General features: G+C 71.9%; 27 protein-coding genes and 1 tRNA gene. 11 read left to right on the top strand and 17 right to left on the bottom strand.

What is annotated here, in order from left to right; all coding sequences use genetic code 11:
• Positions 1–27: 27 nt before the first annotated feature.
• A complete protein-coding gene (locus E0493_RS20270) occupies positions 28–954 on the bottom strand; it encodes a hypothetical protein (protein WP_160939085.1) in 927 nt (308 codons plus the stop codon).
• Positions 955–1091: 137 nt separating this feature from the next.
• Positions 1092–1649, bottom strand: a complete 558-nt coding sequence (locus tag E0493_RS20275) for an adenine phosphoribosyltransferase (protein ID WP_160939086.1) — start codon at positions 1647–1649, stop codon at positions 1092–1094.
• Between the two features lie 142 nt (positions 1650–1791).
• Between E0493_RS20275 and E0493_RS20280 the strand changes: the two genes are divergently transcribed.
• Entirely contained in the window at positions 1792–1986 is a 195-nt protein-coding gene (locus E0493_RS20280) for a DUF2842 domain-containing protein (RefSeq protein WP_160939087.1), read from the top strand.
• A 31-nt stretch (positions 1987–2017) separates the two neighbouring features.
• Here the strand turns inward: E0493_RS20280 and E0493_RS20285 are convergent, their stop codons facing one another.
• Entirely contained in the window at positions 2018–2767 is a 750-nt protein-coding gene (locus E0493_RS20285; protein ID WP_160939088.1) for a TorF family putative porin, read from the bottom strand.
• A 158-nt stretch (positions 2768–2925) separates the two neighbouring features.
• Positions 2926–3002: transfer RNA gene (locus E0493_RS20290), tRNA-Pro, on the bottom strand.
• Between the two features lie 158 nt (positions 3003–3160).
• Here E0493_RS20290 and E0493_RS20295 point away from each other — a divergent pair.
• A complete protein-coding gene (locus E0493_RS20295; RefSeq protein WP_160939089.1) occupies positions 3161–3616 on the top strand; it encodes a c-type cytochrome in 456 nt (151 codons plus the stop codon).
• Between the two features lie 36 nt (positions 3617–3652).
• On the opposite strand, the gene E0493_RS20300 is transcribed toward E0493_RS20295, so the two are convergent.
• Positions 3653–4324: a cytochrome b/b6 domain-containing protein gene (locus tag E0493_RS20300; RefSeq protein WP_160939090.1), complete on the bottom strand. Its 672-nt coding sequence runs from the start codon at positions 4322–4324 to the stop codon at positions 3653–3655.
• A 128-nt stretch (positions 4325–4452) separates the two neighbouring features.
• Here E0493_RS20300 and E0493_RS20305 point away from each other — a divergent pair, with 128 nt between their 5' ends.
• The 4 genes from E0493_RS20305 to E0493_RS20320 all read left to right on the top strand — a co-directional run bounded on the left by E0493_RS20305 (position 4453) and on the right by E0493_RS20320 (position 7575).
• On the top strand, positions 4453–5172 hold the full coding sequence (locus E0493_RS20305; RefSeq protein WP_160939091.1) for a phosphatidylserine decarboxylase: 720 nt from the start codon (positions 4453–4455) through the stop codon (positions 5170–5172).
• Positions 5172–6056: a CDP-alcohol phosphatidyltransferase family protein gene (locus tag E0493_RS20310; RefSeq protein WP_160939092.1), complete on the top strand. Its 885-nt coding sequence runs from the start codon at positions 5172–5174 to the stop codon at positions 6054–6056. Before E0493_RS20305 ends, E0493_RS20310 begins: the two co-directional genes overlap by 1 nt.
• 260 nt (positions 6057–6316) lie before the next feature.
• Complete coding sequence (locus tag E0493_RS20315; protein WP_160939093.1) at positions 6317–7009, top strand: S1 family peptidase; 693 nt, start codon at positions 6317–6319, stop codon at positions 7007–7009.
• A 128-nt stretch (positions 7010–7137) separates the two neighbouring features.
• Complete coding sequence (locus E0493_RS20320; RefSeq protein ID WP_160939094.1) at positions 7138–7575, top strand: CBS domain-containing protein; 438 nt, start codon at positions 7138–7140, stop codon at positions 7573–7575.
• A gap of 577 nt (positions 7576–8152) precedes the next feature.
• Here E0493_RS20320 and E0493_RS20325 read toward each other — a convergent pair.
• The gene (locus E0493_RS20325) at positions 8153–8332 is read right to left on the bottom strand and encodes a hypothetical protein (protein WP_160939095.1); all 180 of its coding nucleotides are present in this window, start codon (positions 8330–8332) and stop codon (positions 8153–8155) included.
• 182 nt (positions 8333–8514) lie between these two features.
• Here E0493_RS20325 and mscL point away from each other — a divergent pair, with 182 nt between their 5' ends.
• Together mscL and E0493_RS20335 are read left to right on the top strand one after the other, a co-directional pair.
• Positions 8515–9012 (top strand): large conductance mechanosensitive channel protein MscL, encoded by a 498-nt coding sequence (gene mscL / locus E0493_RS20330; protein WP_160939096.1) that lies wholly within the window; start codon positions 8515–8517, stop codon positions 9010–9012.
• 44 nt (positions 9013–9056) lie between these two features.
• Positions 9057–9449: a metallopeptidase family protein gene (locus E0493_RS20335; protein WP_160939097.1), complete on the top strand. Its 393-nt coding sequence runs from the start codon at positions 9057–9059 to the stop codon at positions 9447–9449.
• 130 nt (positions 9450–9579) lie between these two features.
• On the opposite strand, the gene E0493_RS20340 is transcribed toward E0493_RS20335, so the two are convergent.
• From E0493_RS20340 to E0493_RS20370, 7 genes are all read right to left on the bottom strand, one after another.
• Positions 9580–10200 (bottom strand): uracil-DNA glycosylase family protein, encoded by a 621-nt coding sequence (locus tag E0493_RS20340; protein ID WP_160939098.1) that lies wholly within the window; start codon positions 10198–10200, stop codon positions 9580–9582.
• Positions 10191–10913, bottom strand: a complete 723-nt coding sequence (locus tag E0493_RS20345) for an NAD-dependent deacylase (protein WP_202397246.1) — start codon at positions 10911–10913, stop codon at positions 10191–10193. Before E0493_RS20345 ends, E0493_RS20340 begins: the two co-directional genes overlap by 10 nt.
• Positions 10914–10946: 33 nt before the next feature.
• A complete protein-coding gene (locus E0493_RS20350; protein ID WP_160939099.1) occupies positions 10947–12446 on the bottom strand; it encodes a hypothetical protein in 1500 nt (499 codons plus the stop codon).
• Between the two features lie 105 nt (positions 12447–12551).
• Positions 12552–13016, bottom strand: a complete 465-nt coding sequence (locus tag E0493_RS20355) for a copper chaperone PCu(A)C (protein ID WP_202397247.1) — start codon at positions 13014–13016, stop codon at positions 12552–12554.
• A gap of 104 nt (positions 13017–13120) precedes the next feature.
• Positions 13121–13495 (bottom strand): DUF2946 family protein, encoded by a 375-nt coding sequence (locus tag E0493_RS20360; protein ID WP_160939100.1) that lies wholly within the window; start codon positions 13493–13495, stop codon positions 13121–13123.
• 112 nt (positions 13496–13607) lie between these two features.
• Positions 13608–14192, bottom strand: a complete 585-nt coding sequence (gene thpR, locus E0493_RS20365; RefSeq protein WP_160939101.1) for an RNA 2',3'-cyclic phosphodiesterase — start codon at positions 14190–14192, stop codon at positions 13608–13610.
• Positions 14193–14198: 6 nt separating this feature from the next.
• A complete protein-coding gene (locus E0493_RS20370; RefSeq protein WP_456316352.1) occupies positions 14199–14801 on the bottom strand; it encodes an arylesterase in 603 nt (200 codons plus the stop codon).
• A 67-nt stretch (positions 14802–14868) separates the two neighbouring features.
• Between E0493_RS20370 and E0493_RS20375 the strand changes: the two genes are divergently transcribed.
• The 3 genes from E0493_RS20375 to E0493_RS20385 all read left to right on the top strand — a co-directional run bounded on the left by E0493_RS20375 (position 14869) and on the right by E0493_RS20385 (position 19280).
• Complete coding sequence (locus tag E0493_RS20375) at positions 14869–15612, top strand: ABC transporter ATP-binding protein (protein WP_160939103.1); 744 nt, start codon at positions 14869–14871, stop codon at positions 15610–15612.
• Positions 15609–18110, top strand: coding sequence for an ABC transporter permease (locus E0493_RS20380; protein ID WP_160939104.1), 2502 nt, complete (start codon positions 15609–15611; stop codon positions 18108–18110). The genes E0493_RS20375 and E0493_RS20380 overlap by 4 nt, the downstream gene beginning before the upstream one ends.
• Positions 18111–18494: 384 nt before the next feature.
• Positions 18495–19280, top strand: a complete 786-nt coding sequence (locus E0493_RS20385; RefSeq protein WP_160939105.1) for a Bax inhibitor-1/YccA family protein — start codon at positions 18495–18497, stop codon at positions 19278–19280.
• A gap of 90 nt (positions 19281–19370) precedes the next feature.
• On the opposite strand, the gene E0493_RS20390 is transcribed toward E0493_RS20385, so the two are convergent.
• The 4 genes from E0493_RS20390 to E0493_RS20405 form a co-directional block, all read right to left on the bottom strand.
• On the bottom strand, positions 19371–20027 hold the full coding sequence (locus E0493_RS20390; RefSeq protein ID WP_235913911.1) for a CarD family transcriptional regulator: 657 nt from the start codon (positions 20025–20027) through the stop codon (positions 19371–19373).
• Between the two features lie 205 nt (positions 20028–20232).
• The gene (gene fdxA / locus E0493_RS20395; protein ID WP_160939106.1) at positions 20233–20565 is read right to left on the bottom strand and encodes a ferredoxin FdxA; all 333 of its coding nucleotides are present in this window, start codon (positions 20563–20565) and stop codon (positions 20233–20235) included.
• Positions 20566–20668: 103 nt separating this feature from the next.
• Positions 20669–20968, bottom strand: a complete 300-nt coding sequence (locus E0493_RS20400; protein WP_160939107.1) for an RNA-binding S4 domain-containing protein — start codon at positions 20966–20968, stop codon at positions 20669–20671.
• A 31-nt stretch (positions 20969–20999) separates the two neighbouring features.
• Positions 21000–21217: hypothetical protein (locus tag E0493_RS20405; protein ID WP_160939108.1), on the bottom strand; the 218-nt coding region annotated here is incomplete at its 5' end.

Genomic DNA, 21217 nt, shown 5'->3' on the forward strand with positions numbered 1-21217 from the left:
GCTGCCGGCGGGACCCTGCCGGCGGGATCAGGCGGCCTGGAAGCCAAGCCGGCGAAGCAGCCACTCGCGATAGGCCAGCACCGCGGTCGGGGAGGGCGTCAGCGCGGAAGTCACCGCGCGCGCCTCGGCGCCGACCAGGGCCAGCGCCGCGCCGTCCGCCGACTGGTGCGTCTCCTCCTCCTGCCATCGCAGCGCCGCCCGGCGCCAGGCGGCCACCACATCGGCGGAGGTCAGGGGCGGCAGCATGAGGGCGGTGCGCAGCCGCAACGCCGCGAAGCCGGCTTCCGCCGCCGCCAGCGGCACCGGGTGGGTGATGGCCATGCCCGTGGAGGGCAATTCCGGGTAGTCGCGGCGGCCCGGCACCTCCAGTTCCAGCCAGGGCGTCAGGCCCAGCTCCGCGGCGCGCCGCAGCGCCGCCGGCGAGGCGATCACCATGGCGTCCGCCTCGTTCGCCGCCAGGGCGGCCTCGGCCGCCGGGCCGGTGAGGTTGAAGAGCGGCACCGCGGGGTGGCCGAGCAGATCCAGCGCCAGCAGCGCGGCCGTTTCCGGCGCGCCCGGCGTGGACAGGGCCAGCCGCAGCGGACGGTTGCCAGCGAGCGGATAGCGGCCACGCCCCGCCAGCACCGCCGGCTGGCAGGAGACGCAGATCGGAAGCCATCCTTCCGGATCGAACTGGGCGCGGCTTTCGCCGATCAGCCTGGCCTGTGCGGCAAGGCCGGGCATGGCCAGCAGCAGCCGCCCTTCACCCGACTCCATGGTGGCGAAGCGGTTGGCGGCGGTCACGCCGTCCGGGCCGCCGAGCACGAGGCTGTGCAGCGCCACGGCATGGGGCAGGCCGCGCGCCAGGCGGGTGGTCACGTCCTGCGCCCATCGCGCGACAACGCCGCCTTCCGGCCCGGGCAGCAGCAGGGTCGTGCGGTCCGGCGCCAGGGCGGCGGGTTGCGGCTGGGCCATGGCTCGTCTTCCCGTGGCTGCCGCCAGCAGGGCGCAGGCGCCAATCCGCAGGCCGTCGCGGCGCCCGAGCCTGCCGGTGCCGCCGGGCATCTCGGCGCGGACGGCACCAGGAGGGCGGGAGCCGCCGCGCGCCATGGTCAGGAATCGTAGGAGATGAGGGTCTGGACCGGCACGTCCAGCCGCTCGCGGCCCTTCAGGAAGGCCAGCTCGATCATCGCGGCGGCCAGGGGCACCTCGGCGCCGGCCTTGCGCAGGAGCTGGACGCCGGCGGCCATGGTGCCGCCGGTGGCCAGAAGGTCATCGAGGAGCACCACGCGGTCACCCGGCGCCACGGCGTCGGCCTGCATCTCGATGCGGTCGGTGCCGTATTCGAGGTCGTAGTCGAAGCCGATGGTTTCGCCCGGAAGCTTGCGCGGCTTGCGCAGCATGATGAAGCCGAGGCCGAGCTCCAGCGCCAGCGGGGCCGCAAGCAGGAAGCCACGGCTCTCGATGCCGGCCAGCAGCTTCGGCCGGTGCGGGCGCACCACATCGGCAAGCCGCGCCATCGCCGCCTTCCAGGCGGGGCCGTCCCGCAGCAGGGTGGAGATGTCGTAGAAGAGGATCCCGGGCTTCGGGAAGTCCGGCACGCTGCGGATATGCGCCTTCAGGTCGAAGGCGGCATCGTGTTGGGCGGGAGGCAGGCCGGGCTCGGGCATCGGGTTCTTTCGGGCACGCGGAAGGGGCGGGGAGGGGCGGGGCCCCGGATCTTGGGGGCGGAGACTAAGTCCCCCGCCGCCCCGCTGCAAACGGGAGCCGCCTTCACTTGGCGAAGCCGGGCAGCCCTGCCAAGAGGGAGGCATGTCGCGCATTCTCATTGCCTGCCTGGCGGGCTTCTTCGGGCTGCTGGCCTATCTGGCGGTGGTGCTCTGGGCCGGCGACCACGTGCAGCAATGGCACTGGGCCTTGCAGGTGCCGTTCTACCTGGCGGCGGGCTTCGCCTGGGTGTTCCCCGTTCGCAGCCTGATGTTCTGGGCGGCACGGCGGCCGCGCTGAGGGCGGGCCCGCCGTGCCGGAGCCGGAGCCGTCAGAAGGGCCGGCTCAGCATCACCAGCGCCCGCGCATCGCAGTATTTGGCGCCGCCGAAGCACTCGCCCTTGGAAAGGCTGGTGTCATAGTAGCCGACGCTCAGGATGAAGCCCGCCAGCACCTCGCGCGAGACGGCGACCGACCAGTTGGCATAGTCCGGCGCGCCGTAGCGCGGGTTGCGGTCGATCCACTGGTAGCCCCAGCGGCCGGAAAGGGTGAAGGCGAGCGGCAAAGCGAGGTCCGCGCCGGCCTCCAGATAGACCGAGCTGCCGGACTCGAAATAGAAGTCCGGCGACCAGGCGACGGCGCCGAGGAACTTGACCGGGTCCAGCGTGTAGCTGCCCTTCGCCACCGCCTCGACGTAGTTGTACTCATAGCTGCCGCCCGGCTTGTCGTAGCCGGGATAGGTGTACCAGATGGCGCCGAGATCGAGGCCGGCATTGCCCGAAGTGAGGCGGTAGCCGGCGAGCAGGTCGAGCTCCTGCCGGGCGTTGCTGCCGGGAAAGGTGACGTTGCTGGCGAAGGCGCCGGCGTAGAAGCCGGACTCGTGCTGCACATCCAGGGTGAGCTGGATGGCCGGGCGGTTGCGCGTCTGCGAGATGCCGCGGAACAGGTAGTCCGAGGCGGCCGCAGGCGTGGCGGTGACGGTCAGGCCAAGGCTGTCGAGCGTCGTCTGCGCCGCCGCGGGCAGGGTCAGGCCCGGAATGCTCAGAGAGAAGGCGAAGGCAAGAGCCAGGCTCGGCTTCATCGGTTCAGGTTCCCTCCAGCCGCCGGCCTCGCGCCGCCGCTGGTGGAACTTGCCCAAGCAAGAGCCGTGCAACCGCCTCCGCCGGCCCGGAACAGGAAAAACCCCGCCACGCGGCCCCTCGGGGCTGCATGGCGGGGCTTCGGCCCGGCCGGATCATTTGGTCGGAGCGAGAGGATTCGAACCTCCGGCCCCTGCGTCCCGAACACAGTGCTCTACCAGGCTGAGCTACGCTCCGTCGTTCCGGCCGGGCGTCTCATCAGGGACGGCGCGGCGTATAGCCCCGCCCGAGTGGCTCGGCAAGGGCAGCTTCGCGCCGCCGGCGCAGAAAAGCTGCTTTTCTCTTTCGCCGGGCATGGTGAGATGGGGATCCTGCAATCTGCTCCGGAGTCGTGCATGCGGATCAAGCAAGCCTCCCTCGCCCTTCTTCTGCTGGGCGCTGCCGGCCTCGCGGGACTCGCCCCGGCGGGCCTTGCCCGGGCGCAGGGCGATGTGGTCGCCCAGCGCCAGGCGGGGCTGAAGCGGATGAGCGGGAACCTGGAGGCCATCAAGAAGACGCTGGAGGCGAAAGGCGACCTTTCCCTGGTGGCCGAGCGCAGCCAGGACATGGTGACCTTTTTCCAGGGCTTCCCCGCGCTGTTTCCGCCGGGCAGCGACACAGGCGACACCCATGCCCGCCCCGCCGTGTGGTCGGACCGCGCGGAGTTCCAGGCCGCCGCCGGGCGCATGGTCGCCGCCGCCAGCAAGCTGCACGAAGCCGCCGCCTCCGGCGACGCGGACGCCACCGCCACGGCCTTCCGCGAAGCCGGAGGCACCTGCGGCGCCTGCCATCGCGCGTTTCGCGCCCGCTGAGGGGAAAGGAGGGGGAGCTTTCCCCTCCGCCCGCCTTCAGCCCAGCCGCGAAAGGCCCCAGGCCGCCGCGCCGGCCGCCGCTAGCAGCACCAGCGCCAGCACGGGCGAGCCGAGGCGTGGCGCGTGGCGGGCGAAGGCGGCCGGCACCCGCTTGGCACCCGTCAGCATCGGCAGCACGAGGTTCTGCCCCTTGGCCAGGGCGTAAACCGCCACGACCAGCACATGCAGCGCCGCGAGGCCAAGGATCACGTTGAAGTTGCGGATATGGACAAAGGTTGCCCAGTCGCTGGCCACGCCGGAAACGAAGCGGGCCAGCGGCCCGCGGGTGAGGATCTGGTCGTCGGCGAAGAGGCCGGTGCCCACCTGCAGCAGCAGCACGCCGAGCAGCGCCAGCACCATCCACCCGCCGGCGGCGTTGTGGCCCAGCTCGGTGTCGGGCGCACGGTGGAAGAGGTGCCGCAGATGGCCGAGCGCCGCCAGCGGAGACCGGAGGAAATGCCCGAACCGCGCCGTTTCCGAGCCGAAGAAGCCCCAGACAAGCCGGAACAGCAGCAGGGCGAGGATCAGGTACCCGCTGGTGAGGTGCAGGTCCATCCGGCCGGTCTCGGCCGTCCACCAGGACAGGGCGAGCAGCCCGACGATCGCCCAGTGCACCAGGCGGACCCAGGGGTCCCACACCTTCACGCGAACCGTTCCTGTCGGCTGCATGCTCCCTCCGCCCCGGCCGTGATGCCGGATTGAGGCGCATCCTTGCCCCTTCCCGCAAGGGGGCTTTCCGCGCCCCCGCCGGGAGGCGGGTTGTTTACCTGGGCGCGACAGACCATAACCTTGCTGTCATGGCGCTTTTGCAAAGCCTTCGCATGGTCCTCGCCCCGCCGCATCCGGCGGGCCGGCCCTTCATCATCGGTGGCGCGGCGGTGGCCGTGGTCGGGGGCCTGCTGCTGGGCTCCTGGCTGTTCTGGCTCGCCGCCGCCTTCACCGCCTTCTGCTTCTATTTCTTCCGCGACCCCGAGCGGGTGACGCCGGACCGCCCGGTGATCGTCGCCCCGGCGGATGGGCGGGTGGTCAGCGTCGAGCCGGTGGTGCCGCCCGCCGAGCTGGGCCTTGGCCCGGCGCCGCGCTGGCGCGTCGCCACCTTCCTGTCGGTGGCCGACGTGCACATCAACCGCAGCCCGGTGGAAGGCGTGGTGACGCGCATCGCCTACCGGCACGGCAAGTTCGTCAGCGCCAACCTGGACAAGGCGAGCGACGACAACGAGCGCAACGCGCTGGCGATCCGGATGCCGAACGGGCAGGACGTTGCGGTGGTGCAGATCGCCGGGCTGGTGGCCCGCCGCATCCTCTGCTTCGTGCGGGAGGGCGACAGCCTGCGGGCCGGCGAGCGCTTCGGCCTGATCCGCTTCGGCAGCCGCACCGACCTTTACCTGCCTGAGGGCGTGCGGCCGCTGGTCGCCGAGAAGCAGCTCATGGTCGGCGGCGAAACGGTGATTGCCGAACTCGCCCCCGTCACGTCGCAGCCGGCAACCGTGGACGCCGCGCCGGGTTCCCTGCACTGATGAACGTCTCCCCGCCACGCCCGCGCCGTTTCCGCTTCGCCGCCCGCCAGCGGCCGCGTTTCCAGGGTCAGTCCTTCAACCGGCTGATCCCGAACATCCTGACGCTGCTCGGCCTCTGCGCCGGGCTGCTGGCGATGCGGTTCGCGCTGGAAGGGCGCTGGGAAGTGGCGGCGGGGCTGATCATCACCGCCGGCGCGATCGACGGGCTGGACGGGCGGCTGGCCCGGCTGCTGAAGGCCACCAGCCGCTTCGGCGCCGAGTTCGACAGCCTGGCCGACTTTCTTTCCTTTGGCGTGGCGCCGGCGATGGTCCTTTACCTCTGGACCATGCACGACTACCGCGGCCTGGGCTTCGTGCCCTGCGTGATGTTCGCCGTCTGCATGTCGCTGCGGCTGGCGCGATTCAACGCGGCGCTGGACGCGGGGCCGATGCCGCTGCCGGGGCCGCCGCCCAAGCCGGCCTATTCGCAAAGCTTCTTCACCGGCGTGCCGGCGCCGGCCGGGGCGTTGCTGGCCATGTTCCCGCTCTTCGCTTCGCTGGCGTTCGAGGGCTGGGGCTGGTTCGGGCTGGCTTCGGCAGTGCGCTACCCCGCCTTCGTCGGCATCCTGCTGATCCTGGTGGCGCTGGCGCTGGTCAGCACCTTGCCCACCTGGTCCTTCAAGAATTTCAAGGTGCCGCGGGAGTTCATCCTGCCGCTGCTGCTTTCGATCGGCGCCTATGCGGCGCTGCTGGTGAGCGAGCCCTGGGCGGCGCTGGCGGCGGCCGGGCTGATCTATTGCGCCATGCTGCCCTTCTCCTTCCGCTCCTATCTCCACCTGAAGCGCGAGGCTGAATCGCTGATGCAGCCGCTCGGCACCCCGCCACAAGCCGAGCCGGAGAACTGACGCGCGGCCGTCCCGGGAAGGCGGCCACCGGCCCGTTTCGACTCCGCGACGTCCAACTTTGCGGCGCGCGGGTTCAGCTTTCCCTCATCTTCTTCTCGCACCCTGGGCGTGAACGGCTTCACAAGCGGCCGAATTCATGTTTTTGAGCAACTTGGGTGAAGGTTTTCACCCGGAAGTTGATACCGTTCCCTTTCGTTGAGGCGCGGATGCGGGGTTGCAGGGTTCAGATTGCCGGTGGGCGGCGCGGTTTCCTTCAGGGCATGGCCGCGGGCACGCTTGGCCTGCCGGCGTTGCTCTCCGGCTGCGCGGCGCCGGCCGCCCAGCTTGCCCAGGGAACCCCGGCCGAGCAGATCACCGCCACCAGCTTCGCCACCCTGCAAAGCAGCGGCCTGACGCGCGGCGGCGTGGTCGGCTTCGACGACCGTCACGTGCTCACCTGCGGCCATGTGCTGGAAGGGGGCGCGCGCTCCGCCCTGCTGCGCCGCGCGGATGGTGCTGAGGAGACCGGGAGCCTGGTGGCGCGCAGCGGGCGGATGGATCTGGCCGTGCTGCAGGTCAGGCCCGGCTTTCTCACGCCCGCCGCGCGCGCGGAGGACCCGCCGCAGCGCGGCGAGCTGGTCTGGGCCGCCGGCGCGCCGAGCATCGGCAGCCCCATCGCCCAGGGGCATGTCGAGGCGCCGGATGCCGAGATGCCCGGCTTCGGCCGCGGCTTCACCGCGCGGATGCCGGTGCTGATGGGCTATTCCGGCGGCCCGGTCGTGGATGAGGGGGGGCAGCTTCTCGGCCTCACCGCCGCCCTGCCGCAGCCGGGTGCGGCGGGTGCCCTGGCCTTCCTGCTGGGCGCCGACATCGATGGCCTGGCGCAGTCCGACCGCCAGGTGTTCGTGCTGTCGATCCGGCGCGCGGCGCAGGAAGCGCGCCGGCTGCTGGGCGCGATGCCGCCGCGCGCCTGACCGGCCACGCGGCCTCGCTCCGATTTTCCTGGACTTGGGTTGTTCCTGCGCCGCATCGTTCGCCTCTCCGAAAAGGCAGGGTGGCGGCTCCCTGAGCGGCGCCCGCCGCTAGGAAGGGAGCAGCGTTGATGACCATTTCCCGCATCCTGGCCCACAAGGGCACGCAGGTGATCTCGGTCGGCCCGCAGGATGGCGCCTTGGCTGTCTGCCGCACATTGGCGCAGCACCGTATCGGCGCCGTGCTGGTGCGCGACGAGGCGGGCACTGTGCTGGGCATCGTCAGCGAACGGGACCTGGTGCGCGCCCTCGCGAGCCGTGGGGATGAGACCTCCACCATGCAGGCGACCCAGTTGATGACGCGGGTGCTGCACACCGTTTCGCCGGCCACGCGCGTCTGCGACGCCCTGGCGATGATCACCGACCGGCGCGTGCGCCACCTGCCGGTCCTGGACGAGCGGGGGCAACTCGCCGGAATGGTCTCCATCGGCGACCTGGTGAAGGCCCGCATCGAGGAAGCGGAACAGGAGGCGAGTGAACTCCGGGACTATGTCGCCTCGGCAGGCTAGGCGCCTCGTCCAGAGCTCCGCGACGCAGGTGTTCGGCCGCGCCGGCAGCGGCGCGCCGCCGGCGCCGGCCGGGCTGCAAGGATGAGGAGAGGTTCCGCGGGCAGTGACCTGTGCCGCGGTTTGGCGCCCGTACGCCGGGCGCGGGCCCCGCTGCGCAAGAAAGTCCAATTCTTTTGAAGCGGCAGCACAACCTTTATCGGGCTTCTGCGTTCAGGCGGCATTGCACAGGGAGAACCGAGATGAAGCTGCGAATCATGAGTGCTGCTGCGCTGGCCCTCGCGCTGGCTGCCTGTGGCACCGACGAGCGCGAGCGCGTCCAGGGCGGCGCGGCGGCAGGTGCGGCGACCGGCGCCGGCATCGGGGCATTCGGCGGACCGGCCGGTGCGGCCGTCGGGGCGCTGGTGGGCGGTGGCGCGGGTGCCGTGACCGGCGCCACGACTTCGCCGAGCGACGTCAACCTGGGGCGGCCGCTGTGGAAGGACCCTGAGGTCAAGACCCCGCTGAGCAACGAGCGCAGCAGCAGCAGCCGGAGCACGAGCCGGTCCAGCCGCTCCAGCCGCTCCGGCAGCGGCGACGTTTACATGGGCGGCGGCATGGTGGTGCCGCCGGGCCAGACGCCGGCCTCCGCGGTTGGCGCTTCGGGCAGCGGCATGTCGAATGACCGCATGTCTGGCAGCGGCATGTCGGGTGGCAGCATGTCTGGCAGCGGCATGTCGGGCGGCGGCATGTCGGGCGGCGGCATGTCGGGCGGCGGCATGTCGGGCAGCGGAAGCTNAGCGGAAGCTCCGCCGCATCCCCGACCAACCCGGCGCCGCGCACCTCGCCCTGAGGCGCACCGGCCAGCGATTGGTGCAGTGATCCTTCACCGGCGGCCTCTGGGGCCGCCGGCACAAGGCGCATTCGTCGCCTCAACCGCAATGTTCCTGAGAAGGACGACGCATGCCGCCCTATCTGCGCATTCGGGAGCCGGGCTGGATCGAAGAGTTCAAAGCCTTCATCATGCGCGGCAGCGTGGTGGACCTGGCGGTCGGCATCGTTGTCGGAGCCGCCTTCACCGGCATCGTCAATTCCCTGGTGCAGGACCTCATCAACCCGCTGATCGGGCTTCTGATCGGCGGTGTGGACTTCTCCAACGTCTTCATCGTGCTGAGCGGCGAGCGCGGCCCCTCGCTCGAGGCGACGCGCCAGAGCGGTGCCGCGGTGCTCGCGATCGGGCTCTTCATCAACGCCATCATCCGCTTCCTGATTGTCGCCATGGCCATCTTCTGGCTGCTGCGCATGCTCAGCCGGCTGCGGCTGCACCAGGCCGCCAAGCCCGCCGCGCCGCCTGCGCCGACGACGCAGGAGAAGCTGCTGATGGAAATCCGCGACGCGCTGGCGCGGCCCTCCTCCGCTCCGGTGGCGCCGCCGCCTTCCCCGTCGCCTCAAGCACGTTGACGCGACGCTTCGCGGCACCCGCCCGCGGGTGCTAGGATGGCTCCATGCGCTTCAACCATCCTCCCTCCATCGAGGACCTGCAGGAGATGGCCGAGACCGCCTTCTCCGCCATCCCCGAGGAGTTGCGCAGCGCGGTGCAGGGCACGGCGATCCTTGTTGAGGACCTGCCCGACGAGGAAACGCTGGAAGCGCTGGAGCTTCAGCATCCCTGGGAGCTGACCGGCCTCTACCGCGGCGTGCCGCTGACGGAGAAGACGCATCTCGGCGTCCCCGGCGAGCCCGACACCATCCTGCTCTACCGTGAGCCCATCCTGGTTGAGTGGATCGAGACCGGGGAGGACCTGTTCCGCCTGGTCCGCAACGTGCTGATCCATGAGATCGGCCATCATTTCGGCTTTTCGGACGAGGAGATCGCCCGCCTCGAGGGCGAAGGCTAGGCGCAGCGGCCCCTGCTGGCCGCCCTGGCGGGACGAGGCCCCGTCCCCGCCGAGTGCCGGAGCGGTTTCCGTTCGCTCTAGCTCACCTCAGCCGCGCCAGCCTTCTGTTTTGACGCGCATCTTCACCCAATCAGCCGGTACCGTCTGGCCGGGATCCGCTCTCGCCATCCAAAGCGGCGGCGATGGCCTGCCGCAGGGCGGGCAGCACTTCCGCCGCGAACCAGGGCCGGCGCGCCGCCCAGACCTTTGTCCGCCAGGAGGGGTGCGGCAGCGGGAAAAGGCCGCGCGCAAGATGGGCCGGGAAATCCCGCACCGTTTCCTCCAGCTTCGCGGCCGCGCGGGGGCCGAGCCGCCCGGCGATCGCATGCCGCCCCATCAGCAGCGTCAGGCGCAGGTTCCGCATCGGCGGCAGCAGCCGCGGGTGCCAGAGCGGCGCGCATTCCGGCCGCGGCGGCGCATCCCCCCCGCGCGGCAGGCGGCCCGGGTAGCAGAGGCCCATCGGCAGAATGGCGACGCGCGTGGCGTCGTGGAAGCGCGCCTTGTCCAGCCCGAGCCAGTCCCGCAGGCGGTCCCCCGCGGCGTCCTCCCAGGGAATGCCGCATTCATGCGCCCGGGTGCCGGGGGCCTGGCTCACGATCAGCAGCCGTGCCGACGCGCTGACGCGGAAGATCGGGCGGGGACCGAGCGGCAGGCCGTCGCAGCGGGTGCAGGCACGGGCAGCGGCGGCGGCCGCCTCAAGGCTCAGCGCCATTCCGCCAGCAGGCGCTCCACGAAGCGCGGCACGCATCGCGTGGCGGGGCCGTGCTCCGCCTCGTCGAACAGGGGCGTGCCGGCGCTTGGCTCCAGGTTCAGCTCCACCGTGCGGGCACGGCCGCGAAGCGCGGCGACGAAGCCGGCCGCCGGATAGACCTGCCCGGAGGTGCCGATGGAAAGGAACAGGCCGCAATCCTCCAGCGCCGCTTCGATCCGCTCCAGGCCCAGCGGCACCTCGCCGAACCAGACCACGTCCGGGCGCAGGCCGCCGGCTTTGCCGCAGGCGGGACAGGGCGTGGCGGTGGAAAGGTCCTGCGTCCAGCGGTGGCCTTCGCCACAGGCCAGGCACCGGATCCTCGCCAGCTCGCCATGCATGTGCAGGAGCGGCGCACCACCGCCACCGGGCATGGCGCGGTCATGCAGGTCGTCCACGTTCTGGGTCACCAGCAGGGCGGGGGCGGGCCAGGCGGCCACCAGCCGCGCCACCGCGTGATGCGCGGCGTTGGGCTGGATGGCCGGGTCGCGCAGCTGCGCGCGGCGGGCGTTGTAGAAGGCATGGACGCGGGCCGGGTCGCGCGCGAAGGCTTCGGGCGTCGCGACGTCCTCGATGCGGTGGCGTGCCCAGAGGCCGTCCGGGTCGCGAAAGGTGGAAAGGCCGGACTCGGCGGAGATGCCGGCGCCGGTCAGGATGATCAGGGGCGGGGGCGTCATGGGCAGCAGAGCTGGGTTGGCACGGCCGCCCGGTCAAGCCGCCTGGCCTGAGGGCGCCGGCCTGGAAGCGGCTTCCGCGGGCGCGTCGTTCCCCTTGAGGCGGCGGATCTGGCTGTCAAAGAAGGCGAAGAGCGCATCCAGCCCATAGCCGGCCAGGAAGGCCATGGCCTGCGCCCCAACGGCCGTTCCCTGCATGCCTGGCGGCGTGATGCCGCCGAGCTGCAGGGCAGGGTTGTCCGGGGTGCTGTAGAAGAGTCCCACCGCCAGCCCGCCGGCGACGCCGAGCGCCAGGCGGCTGAGGGCCATGGGAAGGTCGCGCGGCGCCAGGCAGCTTTCATGCATGCGGCGGCTGGAATCGCGCAGGATGGACACGCCGGCACCCAGAACGGTGAAGCAGAGCGGCAGCACATGCTGGCTGAGCAGCCGGATGGCGTCGTCGGCGCGCCATTCGTTGTCGCGCGCCGTGTCAACCTCCTCGCCAACCGCCGAGGCGCGGGCGGGAGCGCCATCGGAGCCCTCCGCTGCCGGGGCGCCGCCGGTTGCCTGTGCCGTCGTGGCGGCCACCGCGGATGAGGGCGGCCGTTCGGCTCCGGCCGCGGCGGCGGGCGGGACGGCGGTGGAGGGCGCGAAGGCCGACAGAAACCACCAGCGCTGCTCCATCAGCGCCTGGATCCGCCGGCGTGCCGCGTCGATCTCCCGCTCCGCGTCCCAGACCTCCGGGCACAAGCGGACCTGGCCGCGCGCTTCGAAGAGGGGGAAATCCAGGGGCACGGCGCCGGCGGCATCCTCCGCCAGCTTCGCCTTGCGCAGGTACCTCAGATATTTGGCGCGGTCGCAGAACTGCAGGAGGTAGGGCGGGTCCAGGCTCGGGGTGATCCGGGCGCCGCTGGACGGGCCCGTGAGGCTGGCCAGCCGGCTTTCCTGCTGCTCGGCGCCCACAACCGCCGCCGCGGCCCTGGCGTAGGTGGCGTTGGCGGTTGCCAGGCGGGTGAGCGCGCTGCGTCCGTTCTCCACCCCCATGGTGATCATCGCGGTGACCAGGGTCAGCAGCAGCAGCAGGCCCAGGCTGACCATCCAGGCGATCCGCGTCATCCGCGCATAGACGCTCAGCTCGGGATAGGCGGCCTGGGCGAGGTTGCGCCGGGTGGTGAGGCGGCTCTCCCGGCCGCTCGCCTCCGGGTTCCTGCCGGCGAGCGCGTTGCCGATCAGCACCATCTCGGTGAAGGCGACGGTCAGGCCGTTCGCCGGCCGCGCCTCCGTCGCCAGCTTGTCCTTCACCGCCATCAGGAAGGCGGCATCGGCGGCGGTCGGCGGTCCGGATTGAGGGGGCGGGAAGCGCAGCTCGGTGATCCGCTCCAGGATCTCCTGCTTGCTGCCTGCCCGCTTCGCCGTCCCGGCCGCGATCTCGATGCATCCGTTCAGGCAGTCCAGCCTGCGGTTGTCGCGGGTGCTGATGAAGTCGAGCAGCAGGTAGACCTCATCCAGCAGGCGGCCGAAGACAAACTCCTGATGCTTGTCGGACGGGATTTTCATTCCGGTAATTTAACGTAAAGCGGACCTCCGGAACAATCCGGCGGCCGGGACGCCGCCGGAAGTGAAGCGGGGCGCGACCGCCCCCTGCCTGCCGATCTGGCCGGCTCAGTGGTGGTGCTCGCCCGCGGCGCCGGCGGCCTCCACGGACAGTTCCACCGTGATCTCGCCAGCGCGCTGGAAGACCAGGGTCAGCGGCACCCGCGCTCCCTTGGTGAGCGGCTGCTTCAGCCCGACCAGCATCAGGTGCAACCCGCCGGGGGCCAGCTTCACCTCCTGGCCCGGCGCGATCTCGATGGATTCGACCGGGCGCATCCGCATCACCGCGCCCTCCTGCACGTTGGTGTGCATCTCCACGGTGCGGGCGATCTCGGCGCGGGCGGAGACCAGGCGGTCCGGCGCGCTGCCGGTGTTGCGCAGCGTCATGAAGCCGGCGCCGGTGATGCCGGCCGGCGCGGCGCGGCTCCAGGGGTGGCCGATGGCGATGTCGCCGGCGGTGTAGCCGTGCGCGGCGGCGGCGGTGGCAAGCCCAAGCCCGGCCAGCGTACCGAGCAGAAGACGACGAGAGAACATGCGGAAAGATCCGGATTGCGGCGGCCATGCCGCCGGGCCGCCGGGTATGGGCCGGCGCGGCAGGTCCGCGAAAGGGAAGCGTGAAGGCGACGGCGCGTGGGGGATCAGCCGAGGGGCGGCCCGCGCGGCATTCCGGGCGGCGCGCGGGCGGCGGGCCGGGGCGGCAGCGGCGGCGGCGCGGAGTGGAGGGCCAGCCGCCATGCCGGCTCCGGCAGGGTTGGCGGATGCGGCAGCCCGGCCTGCGGCAGGGCATGGCAAACGATGCACACGCAGGGCTCGGCAGGGCCGGGCGGAGCGTCAGGGCCGCCGGTGCCGTGCGCCTGCCGCAGGCCGTCCGGCGTGCAGATCGGCACCGCCAGCTCGCCCGGGGCGGCGAGGCGGCGGGCCTGCCACAGGCAATGGGCCGCCGCTGCCGCGCTCTGGCCGAGCAGCAGCACCGCGAACAGGCTCACCAGGAGGGCGCGCAGCCGGACGATCACCGCCCCTGCCTAGAGGAGTTGGCGCGCCGGCGGAAGCGCCTCCCGCATCGGCGGCGGCAGGACGGAAGCCGCCGGGCTGCCGGAACCGTGCCGGAGTCCGCCGGGATCTCCTTCAGGCGCCGGCCTCGCGCCCCGGATGCGCCTCGTTGCCGTTCGGCGCGGCATCCAGGGCATAGTCCACCTCGGCCTCGTAATGCGCCTGTTCCTTGCCGAGGCGGGAGGAGAACAGCGAGAAGTGGTCCATCACCACCGCGGGCGGGCGGAACAGGTTGTGCGCCTGCACGAAGGCGATGAGCTTGTCCGGCGCCGCCTTGTCGGTGCGGGCGAGGGTGATGTGCGGGGTGAAGCGGCGCCGCTCGGGCGGCAGGCCGGCGCGCTGCAGGGCGGTTTCCACCTTGCTCTGCAGGTGCGCGAGGCGCTCGCTGCGCTCCGCCTTCACATGCAGCGAATGGATGCGGCCGGCCTTCTCGAAAACGTCCACGCCGGAAAGCTGCAGCTCGAAGGGGCGGCCGCGGATGCCGGACAGGGCGTCATCCACCTCGTCGGCCTGCCAGCCGTTGACCTCGCCGATGAACCGCAGTGTCAGGTGGTAGTTCTCGGGCGGCACCCAGCGGGCGCCCGGAATGCCGCCGGCGAGGTCGGCGAGCTGCACGCGCAGCGCCTCGGGGACCGGCAGGGCAACGAACAGGCGTGGCATGGCGGCTCAACCTCCCTGCACCTTGGACAAGAGCTCCCGCACAGCGGGAAGCATGCGGCGTGCCACTTCCTCCGCGCCCCGGGGATTGGGGTGGATGCGGTCGGGCTGGTTGAGGTCCGGGTCGCCCGCCACTCCCTCCAGCAGGAAGGGGTAGAGGACGGCCTCGGGATGCGCCTTGGCGAGGCGCTGGAAGGTGGCGGCGAAGTCGCGCCCGTAATCGGCGCCCAGGTTCGGCGGCGCCAGCATTCCCGCCAGCAGCGCCGGGATGCCGCGCGCCTTCAGGCGGGTCAGGATATCGTCGAGGTTGGCCTCGGTGTCGGCCGGCGGCAGGCCACGCAGCCCGTCATTGCCGCCAAGCGCCACGATCACCGCCTGCGGCCGGTCGGCCAGCGCCCAGTCGAGACGCGACTTGCCGCCGGCCGTGGTGTCGCCGGAAACGCCGGCCGGGATGACCTGCACGTTTTCGCCGGCCGCGCGCAGCAGCGCCTCCAGCCGCGCGGGCAGGGCCTGCTCCCTGGCGAGACCGTAGCCGGCGGTGATGGAGTCGCCGAGCATCAGGAGCTTCACCGGTGCATCGGCCTGCGCATGCGCCGCGCCACCGGGCTTCACCGAAAGAAATATTCCGATACCGAGAGCAGCCCTTCGCAGCGCGGCGCGACGGCCATATCTGCGGAACATGCTGGACGCACCCAACGCCATCCGATCCCCCGCAGCGCAGCCCCCCGGGGGGGACGGGCGCGACACGGCCCTGGTCCGGGCCAGTGGCCTCACCTTCAAGGTGGCGGCGGCCGGAGGGGAGGTCAACATCCTCCGCGGGCTCGATATGGAGGTGCAACGGGGTGAGGCGGTTGGCCTCGTCGGCCCTTCCGGCTCCGGCAAGACGACGCTGCTGATGCTGCTCGCCGGGCTGGAGCGCCCTTCGGGCGGCAGCCTGAGCGTGGCCGGCGCCAACCTCGTCCGGCTGGACGAGGATGCGCTGGCGCGCTTCCGGCGGGACAATCTGGGCATCGTCTTCCAATCCTTCCACCTGGTGCCGACCATGACTGCCCTGGAGAACGTCGCCGTGCCGCTGGAGTTCGCCGGCCGCGCCGACGCTTTCGAGCGCGCTGAGGTGGCGCTGGCGCGGGTCGGGCTCGGGCACCGGCTCGGGCACTATCCCGGCCAGCTCTCGGGCGGCGAACAGCAGCGCGTGGCCCTGGCGCGCGCCGTGGTGGCCGAGCCCAGCCTGCTCCTGGCCGACGAGCCCACCGGCAACCTGGACGGTGCCACCGGCCAGAAGGTGATGGACCTGCTCTTCGGCTTGCGCGAGCAGCTCGGCACCACGCTGCTGCTGATCACCCATGACCCGGTGCTCGCCGCCCGCTGCGGGCGCCAGCTCCGCATGGCCGACGGGCGGTTCGTGGCGGACGGCGCCGCATGAGCGGCACGCTCGCGCTTGGCTTCCGCTTCGCGCGGCGGGAGCTGCGGGGCGGCATCCGGGGCCTGCGCATCGTGCTGGCCTGCCTGGCGCTGGGGGTGGCCGCCATTGCGGCCGTCGGCACCCTGCGCGCCGCCACCGAGGCGGGGCTGGCGGCGGATGGCGCGCGCATCCTGGGTGGCGACCTTTCCGTGCGCGTCTCCTACCGGCCGATGCCGCAGGCGGCACGGGACTGGATCGCGGCGCGCGGCGCCCGGCTTTCCGAGGTGGTGGAGATGCGGGCCATGGCCGTCGCCCCCTCCGGCCAGCGCACGCTGGTGGAGTTGAAGGCGGTGGATGGCGCCTACCCCCTCTACGGGCGCCTTGAGCTGGATCCGGCGGGCGCGCTGCCGGCGGATGGCGTGGTGCTGGAGCCGCTGGTGGCCGAGCGGCTGGGGCTGAAGGTGGGCGACACGGTGCGGCTGGGCGAGGGGCGCTTCCGCCTCGCCGGGCTGATCCGGAGCGAACCGGACAAGGTGGCCAGCCCCGCCATTCTCGGCCCGCGGGCGATGATCGCGCTGGAGGCCGTGCCGCGCACCCGGCTCATCCAGCCGGGCAGCCTGGTGCAGTACGAGTACCGCATCGGCCTGCCGCCCGGCACGGTGCCCACGGCCTTCGCGCGCGACCTGCGCGCCGCCTTCGACGATGGCGGCTGGCGCATCCGCGACGCCGCCGAAGCCTCGCCGGGGGTGAACCGCTTCCTCGACCGTGCCGCCTCCTTCCTGACGCTGGCGGGGCTGACGGCGCTGCTGGTGGGGGGCATCGGGGTCGCCACGGGCGTGCGCGCCTGGCTCGACCAGCGCAGCCGCACCATCGCCACGCTGCGCTGCCTCGGCGCGCCGGCGCGGGTGATCTTCGCCACCTACCTGATCCAGGTTCTCGCGCTGGCCGGCCTGGGCATCCTGATCGGGCTGGTTGCGGGGCAGGGGCTGATGCTGCTGGCGGCCCACCTGCTGCAGGGCACGCTGCCGGTGCCGCCCCGGCTCGGGATCTACCCGCTGCCGCTGGGCCAGGCGGCGCTCTATGGGCTGCTGACGGCGCTGGCCTTCGCCCTCTGGCCGCTCGGCCGGGCGCGGGAGATCCCCGGCGCCGCGCTGTTCCGCGACACCGTGCAGGCGACTCCCTCCCGGCCGCGCCTCTCGCTGCTGGCGGTGAACGCCGGCGCCGCGCTGGCCCTGGTGGCGCTGGTGGTGGGCACCGCGGAGCAGCCGCTCTTCGCCCTCGGCTTCTGTGCCGCGGCGGGGGGCACGCTGCTGCTGTTCCGGCTTGGCGCGGCGGCGCTCACCGCCTTCGCGCGGCGGCTGCGCGGCATCCGCCGCCCGGCGCTGCGGCTGGGACTGGCCAACCTGCACCGCCCCGGCGCGCCGACCACGCTGATGCTGGTCTCGCTCGGCATCGGGCTGACCACGCTTTCCGCCGTGGCGATGATCGAGGGCAACCTGCGCCGGCAGATCTACGACCAGCTGCCGGAGGCGGCGCCGAACTTCTATTTCATCGACATCCAATCCGACCAGGCGCGGCGCTTCGACGAGGTGGCGCGCGCCCAGCCCGGCGTGGTGGAGGTGAAGCGCGTGCCCTCGCTGCGGGCGCGCATCGTCGCCATCAAGGGCGTGCCGGTGGAGCGGGTTCAGGCCAGCGAGGACACGCGCTGGGCGCTGCGCGGCGACCGCGGGCTCACCTATGCCGCCACGCCGCCCGAGGGCACGCATCTCGCCGCAGGGCAGTGGTGGCCGGCGGACTACCAGGGGCCGCCGCTGGTTTCGCTCGACGCACGGCTGGCGGAGGGGTGGGGCGTGGGCATCGGCGATACCATCACGGTGGATGTGCTCGGCCGCGAGGTGCCGCTGAAGATCGCCAGCACGCGTGACATCGAGTGGCAGGGGCTGGGGCTGAACTTCGTGCTGGTGGCCTCGCCCGGGCTGCTGGAGGCGGCGCCGCACACCCACATCGCCACGGTGCGCGGCGATCCCGCCGAGGATGCCGCGGTGTTGCGGGCCGTGACGGACGCCTTTCCCAACGTTTCCGGCATTCGCGTGCGGGATGCGCTGGCGGCGGTGGCCGGGCTGCTGGAGCGGCTGGGCACGGCGGTCTCGGCGGTGGCCGGGGTCACGCTGCTGGCCGGCGGGCTGGTGCTGGCCGGCGCCATGGCGGCGGGGCAGCGGCGGCGCGTGCGTGATGCCGTGGTGCTGAAGGTGGTGGGCGCCACCCGCGCGCAGATCCGCCGCGCCTGGCTGGTGGAGTTCGGCCTGCTCGGCCTGACCGCCGGCCTGCTGGCGGCACTCTGCGGCACGGCGGCGAGCTGGGCGGTGGCGCGCTTCGTCATGCGCACGGACTGGGTCTTTCTCCCCGGCACGTTGGCGCTGACGGTGGCCGGCTGCACCGCGCTCACCCTGCTGCTCGGCTATGCCGGCACCGCGCTGGCCCTGCGGGGCCGCGCGGCGCCGCTGCTGCGGAATGAGTGAGGGCAGGGACGCCATGCAGCGGGCCACCCCCATCCTTGTCCTTTCGGGCCGGCTGACAGGCCGGCCGGCGGAGCCTAGACTGGCGCGCGGACGTGACCGGCTCCCGCACCGGGGCCGATGCCACCCGGCCGTGACCTGCCACGCGTTGGAGAACAGCCTGCCCGCTGCCGGATGGTGCCGGAAACCGCCGCCGGACGGCTGCGGAGGCGGGTTTTGCCTAGAGGAAGACGACGCGGAACCCCATCTTGGTTCCTGCAAGGCCGGCCGGGATGGGAGGATGGCCAGCCGCCACCGCAGCAGGGCGATTCCCGTTGAACAAAATTACGGATTGTCCATATAACCCATGACCCGCGGATTCTCCGCGCTGCTAGGAGTTTGACACCTATGGCCTCTGGTCCCGACTATCGGTACACGACGGGCGCGGCCGGCTGGGGCCGCGTCGGCACGGCTGACGCGGCCGCCATCGATGCCGGGCTGCGCTCCTACATGCTCGGCGTCTACAACTGGATGGCGTCGGGCCTGTTGCTGACCGCGATCGTCGCCTACGTGATCGCCAATACCGGCCTTTCCGAGCTGTTCTTCCAGGTCGTGCGCACGCCGCGCGGACTGGCGACGCAGCCGACCATCCTCGGCTTCGCGGCGATCTTCGCCCCGCTCGCCTTCGTGCTGGTGCTCTCCTTCGGCGTCAACCGGATGAGCAAGACCACCGTTCAGGCGCTGTTCTGGCTGTTCTGCGCCGCCATGGGCGCGAGCATGTCGAGCATCTTCGCGGTGTATGTGGGCGCCTCCATCGCCACCACCTTCGTGGTGACGGCCGGCATGTTCGCCGGGGTCAGCCTCTACGGCTACACCACCAAGGCCGACCTGACGAAGCTCGGCAGCCTGATGATGATGGGCCTGATCGGCATCATCATCGCCGGCCTGGTGAACATGTTCGTCGGCTCCTCGGCGCTGCAGTTCGCCATCAGCGTCATCGGCGTGGTGGTGTTCGTGGGCCTCACCGCCTACGACACGCAGCGGATCAAGGCGGACTACATGGAGTTCGCCTACGAGCAGGGCACGGACATCGCCGCCAAGCGCAGCGTGTTCGACGCGCTCGGCCTGTACCTGAACTTCATCAACCTGTTCCAGCTGCTGCTGCAGTTCATGGGCGTGCGCCAGCAGGACTGACCCGCGGCGCGGAGGCCTGGAAACAGGAAGGCCCCGGAGGGGAAACCCTCCGGGGCCTTTTTCATGCCCATGGCGCGGGAGCGGGAGGGGTCAGCCTTGCTTCAGGTGCTCCAGCAGCTTGTTCATCGCGGTGTTCTTGTCGGTCTGGTCGAGCGCCGCCACCTCGGCCGCCAGTCGGTCCATCGCCAGCTCGTAGATCTGCCGCTCGGAGAAGGACTGGTCGGGCTGGCCGGCGTTGCGGTGCAGGTCGCGCACCACCTCGGCGATCTGCACGGGGTCGCCGCTGTTGATCTTCTGCTCGTATTCCTGGGCGCGGCGGGACCACATGGTGCGCTTGATGCGCGCCCGGCCCTTCAGCGTCTCCATCGCCTCGCCCATCATGTCGTTGCCGGCGAGCTTGCGCAGGCCGGAGGAGGCCGCCTTGCCCAGCGGCACCCGCAGGGTCATGCGGTTCTCCTCGAAGGTGACGATGATCACCTTCAGCTCCATCCCCGCCACCTGCATCGCCTCGATGCCCTGCACCTGGCCGACGCCATGGGTGGGATAGACGACATGGTCGCCGGCCTTGAAGTCGCTGCCGGGATTGCCGAGCGGCTTCGGCGGTGGCACCGGGCGGGAAGGGGCGCCCCCCTCGGTGGGGGAAGGCGCCTGGCCCTCGGCCATGCCGGTGCGGCGCGAAGCGGAGGAGGCCGTCTGGGCCGGCTCGGATTGCGGGGTGGGGGACTTCGCGCCGGCGGGTGGCTTCATCCGCTCTCAACTCCTGGGTGCCGCTGCCGCGTGGGCGAAGGGGACTTTGGCGGAAGGGCATCGCCCGACCGGCAGCCGCCTCACGGCCACGCGCAACTGGAAAGGGTGGGGCCGCGCCATGGCGCCGGCAACCACACCCGGGCGCCCAGCATACAAAAAAAACGCCGCTTCGTCACGCCATGCGCGCCATGGCGTGGCGAGCGGGTCAGGCCTTCCCGGGATTGGGGTCGAACAGCGCCTTCTTGCCCGGCTTGCCGTCCCACTCCTTGGCATCGGCCGGTGCCTCGCCCTTGCGGGTGATGTTCGGCCATTCCTGCGCGTACTGGCGGTTCAGCTCGGACCACTCGGCGGCCTTGTCGTCGCTGTCGGGCACGATGGCCTCGGCCGGGCATTCCGGCTCGCACACGCCGCAGTCGATGCACTCGTCCGGATGGATGACCAGCATGTTCTCGCCGACATAGAAGCAGTCCACCGGACAGACTTCGACGCAGTCCATGTATTTGCAGCGGATGCAGTTCTCGGTGACGACGTAGGTCACGGCCGGGTTCCTTCGGCGATCGTTCGGGCGTGCGTTGCGGCGCAGAGATGGACCGCAGCGCGGTGCGAAGCAACCACCTTTGTGCGGCGCTCCGGCCTGCGCCTCATGCGGACGGCTGGTCGAGATCCTGGTAGAGGCTCCGCGCCTCGGGAGCGGGGCCGCGCCGCGCGGCCAGCGCCAGGATGCGCCAGACCCGCACCACCCCGCGCTCCGGCCCGCCCAGCGCCAGGGTGAGCACGTCGCCCACCCGCAGCCGGGCATGCGGCTTGTCCACCGGCTGGCGGTTCAGCCGGAACTGCCCGCGCTCGACGAGGCGGGCGCATTCCGCGCGGGTCTTGGCCACCCGCGCGCACCACAGCCACTTGTCCAGCCGCTGCCAGTCCCGGTCCTCGGTCTCCGCCATGCTCAGGCGCGGGGCGCGGGCCGCACCGGCATCACTCCTTGTCGAGCTTCAACCGGGCCAGCACCGCGAAGGGACTGTCGGGGTCGGGCCCCTTGTCCTTGGCCGGGGCGAAGCTGAAGGAGCGCGCCTCGCCGCGGTCCTCGCGCGGCGGGCGGCGGTCGCGGCCGCCGCGCGGCGGGCCGTCGAAGTCGCGCCGGTCGCCCTGCGGCCGGGGGCCGCCCTTGCCCTGCGGGCGCGGCCCGCCCTCGC

Origin of the sequence: Teichococcus coralli (assembly GCF_009829925.1) — a bacterium.
Lineage (GTDB): Bacteria > Pseudomonadota > Alphaproteobacteria > Acetobacterales > Acetobacteraceae > Pseudoroseomonas > Pseudoroseomonas coralli.

Coding starts and splice junctions, on each gene's coding strand:
- E0493_RS20270 (WP_160939085.1), bottom strand. CDS start 954: ATGGCCCAGCCGCAACCCGCCGCCCTGGCGCCGGACCGCACGACCCTG.
- E0493_RS20275 (WP_160939086.1), bottom strand. CDS start 1,649: ATGCCCGAGCCCGGCCTGCCTCCCGCCCAACACGATGCCGCCTTCGAC.
- E0493_RS20280 (WP_160939087.1), top strand. CDS start 1,792: ATGTCGCGCATTCTCATTGCCTGCCTGGCGGGCTTCTTCGGGCTGCTG.
- E0493_RS20285 (WP_160939088.1), bottom strand. CDS start 2,767: ATGAAGCCGAGCCTGGCTCTTGCCTTCGCCTTCTCTCTGAGCATTCCG.
- E0493_RS20295 (WP_160939089.1), top strand. CDS start 3,161: ATGCGGATCAAGCAAGCCTCCCTCGCCCTTCTTCTGCTGGGCGCTGCC.
- E0493_RS20300 (WP_160939090.1), bottom strand. CDS start 4,324: ATGCAGCCGACAGGAACGGTTCGCGTGAAGGTGTGGGACCCCTGGGTC.
- E0493_RS20305 (WP_160939091.1), top strand. CDS start 4,453: ATGGCGCTTTTGCAAAGCCTTCGCATGGTCCTCGCCCCGCCGCATCCG.
- E0493_RS20310 (WP_160939092.1), top strand. CDS start 5,172: ATGAACGTCTCCCCGCCACGCCCGCGCCGTTTCCGCTTCGCCGCCCGC.
- E0493_RS20315 (WP_160939093.1), top strand. CDS start 6,317: ATGGCCGCGGGCACGCTTGGCCTGCCGGCGTTGCTCTCCGGCTGCGCG.
- E0493_RS20320 (WP_160939094.1), top strand. CDS start 7,138: ATGACCATTTCCCGCATCCTGGCCCACAAGGGCACGCAGGTGATCTCG.
- E0493_RS20325 (WP_160939095.1), bottom strand. CDS start 8,332: ATGCCGCCGCCCGACATGCCGCCGCCCGACATGCCGCCGCCCGACATG.
- mscL (WP_160939096.1), top strand. CDS start 8,515: ATGCCGCCCTATCTGCGCATTCGGGAGCCGGGCTGGATCGAAGAGTTC.
- E0493_RS20335 (WP_160939097.1), top strand. CDS start 9,057: ATGCGCTTCAACCATCCTCCCTCCATCGAGGACCTGCAGGAGATGGCC.
- E0493_RS20340 (WP_160939098.1), bottom strand. CDS start 10,200: ATGGCGCTGAGCCTTGAGGCGGCCGCCGCCGCTGCCCGTGCCTGCACC.
- E0493_RS20345 (WP_202397246.1), bottom strand. CDS start 10,913: ATGACGCCCCCGCCCCTGATCATCCTGACCGGCGCCGGCATCTCCGCC.
- E0493_RS20350 (WP_160939099.1), bottom strand. CDS start 12,446: ATGAAAATCCCGTCCGACAAGCATCAGGAGTTTGTCTTCGGCCGCCTG.
- E0493_RS20355 (WP_202397247.1), bottom strand. CDS start 13,016: ATGTTCTCTCGTCGTCTTCTGCTCGGTACGCTGGCCGGGCTTGGGCTT.
- thpR (WP_160939101.1), bottom strand. CDS start 14,192: ATGCCACGCCTGTTCGTTGCCCTGCCGGTCCCCGAGGCGCTGCGCGTG.
- E0493_RS20375 (WP_160939103.1), top strand. CDS start 14,869: ATGCTGGACGCACCCAACGCCATCCGATCCCCCGCAGCGCAGCCCCCC.
- E0493_RS20380 (WP_160939104.1), top strand. CDS start 15,609: ATGAGCGGCACGCTCGCGCTTGGCTTCCGCTTCGCGCGGCGGGAGCTG.
- E0493_RS20385 (WP_160939105.1), top strand. CDS start 18,495: ATGGCCTCTGGTCCCGACTATCGGTACACGACGGGCGCGGCCGGCTGG.
- E0493_RS20390 (WP_235913911.1), bottom strand. CDS start 20,027: ATGAAGCCACCCGCCGGCGCGAAGTCCCCCACCCCGCAATCCGAGCCG.
- E0493_RS20400 (WP_160939107.1), bottom strand. CDS start 20,968: ATGGCGGAGACCGAGGACCGGGACTGGCAGCGGCTGGACAAGTGGCTG.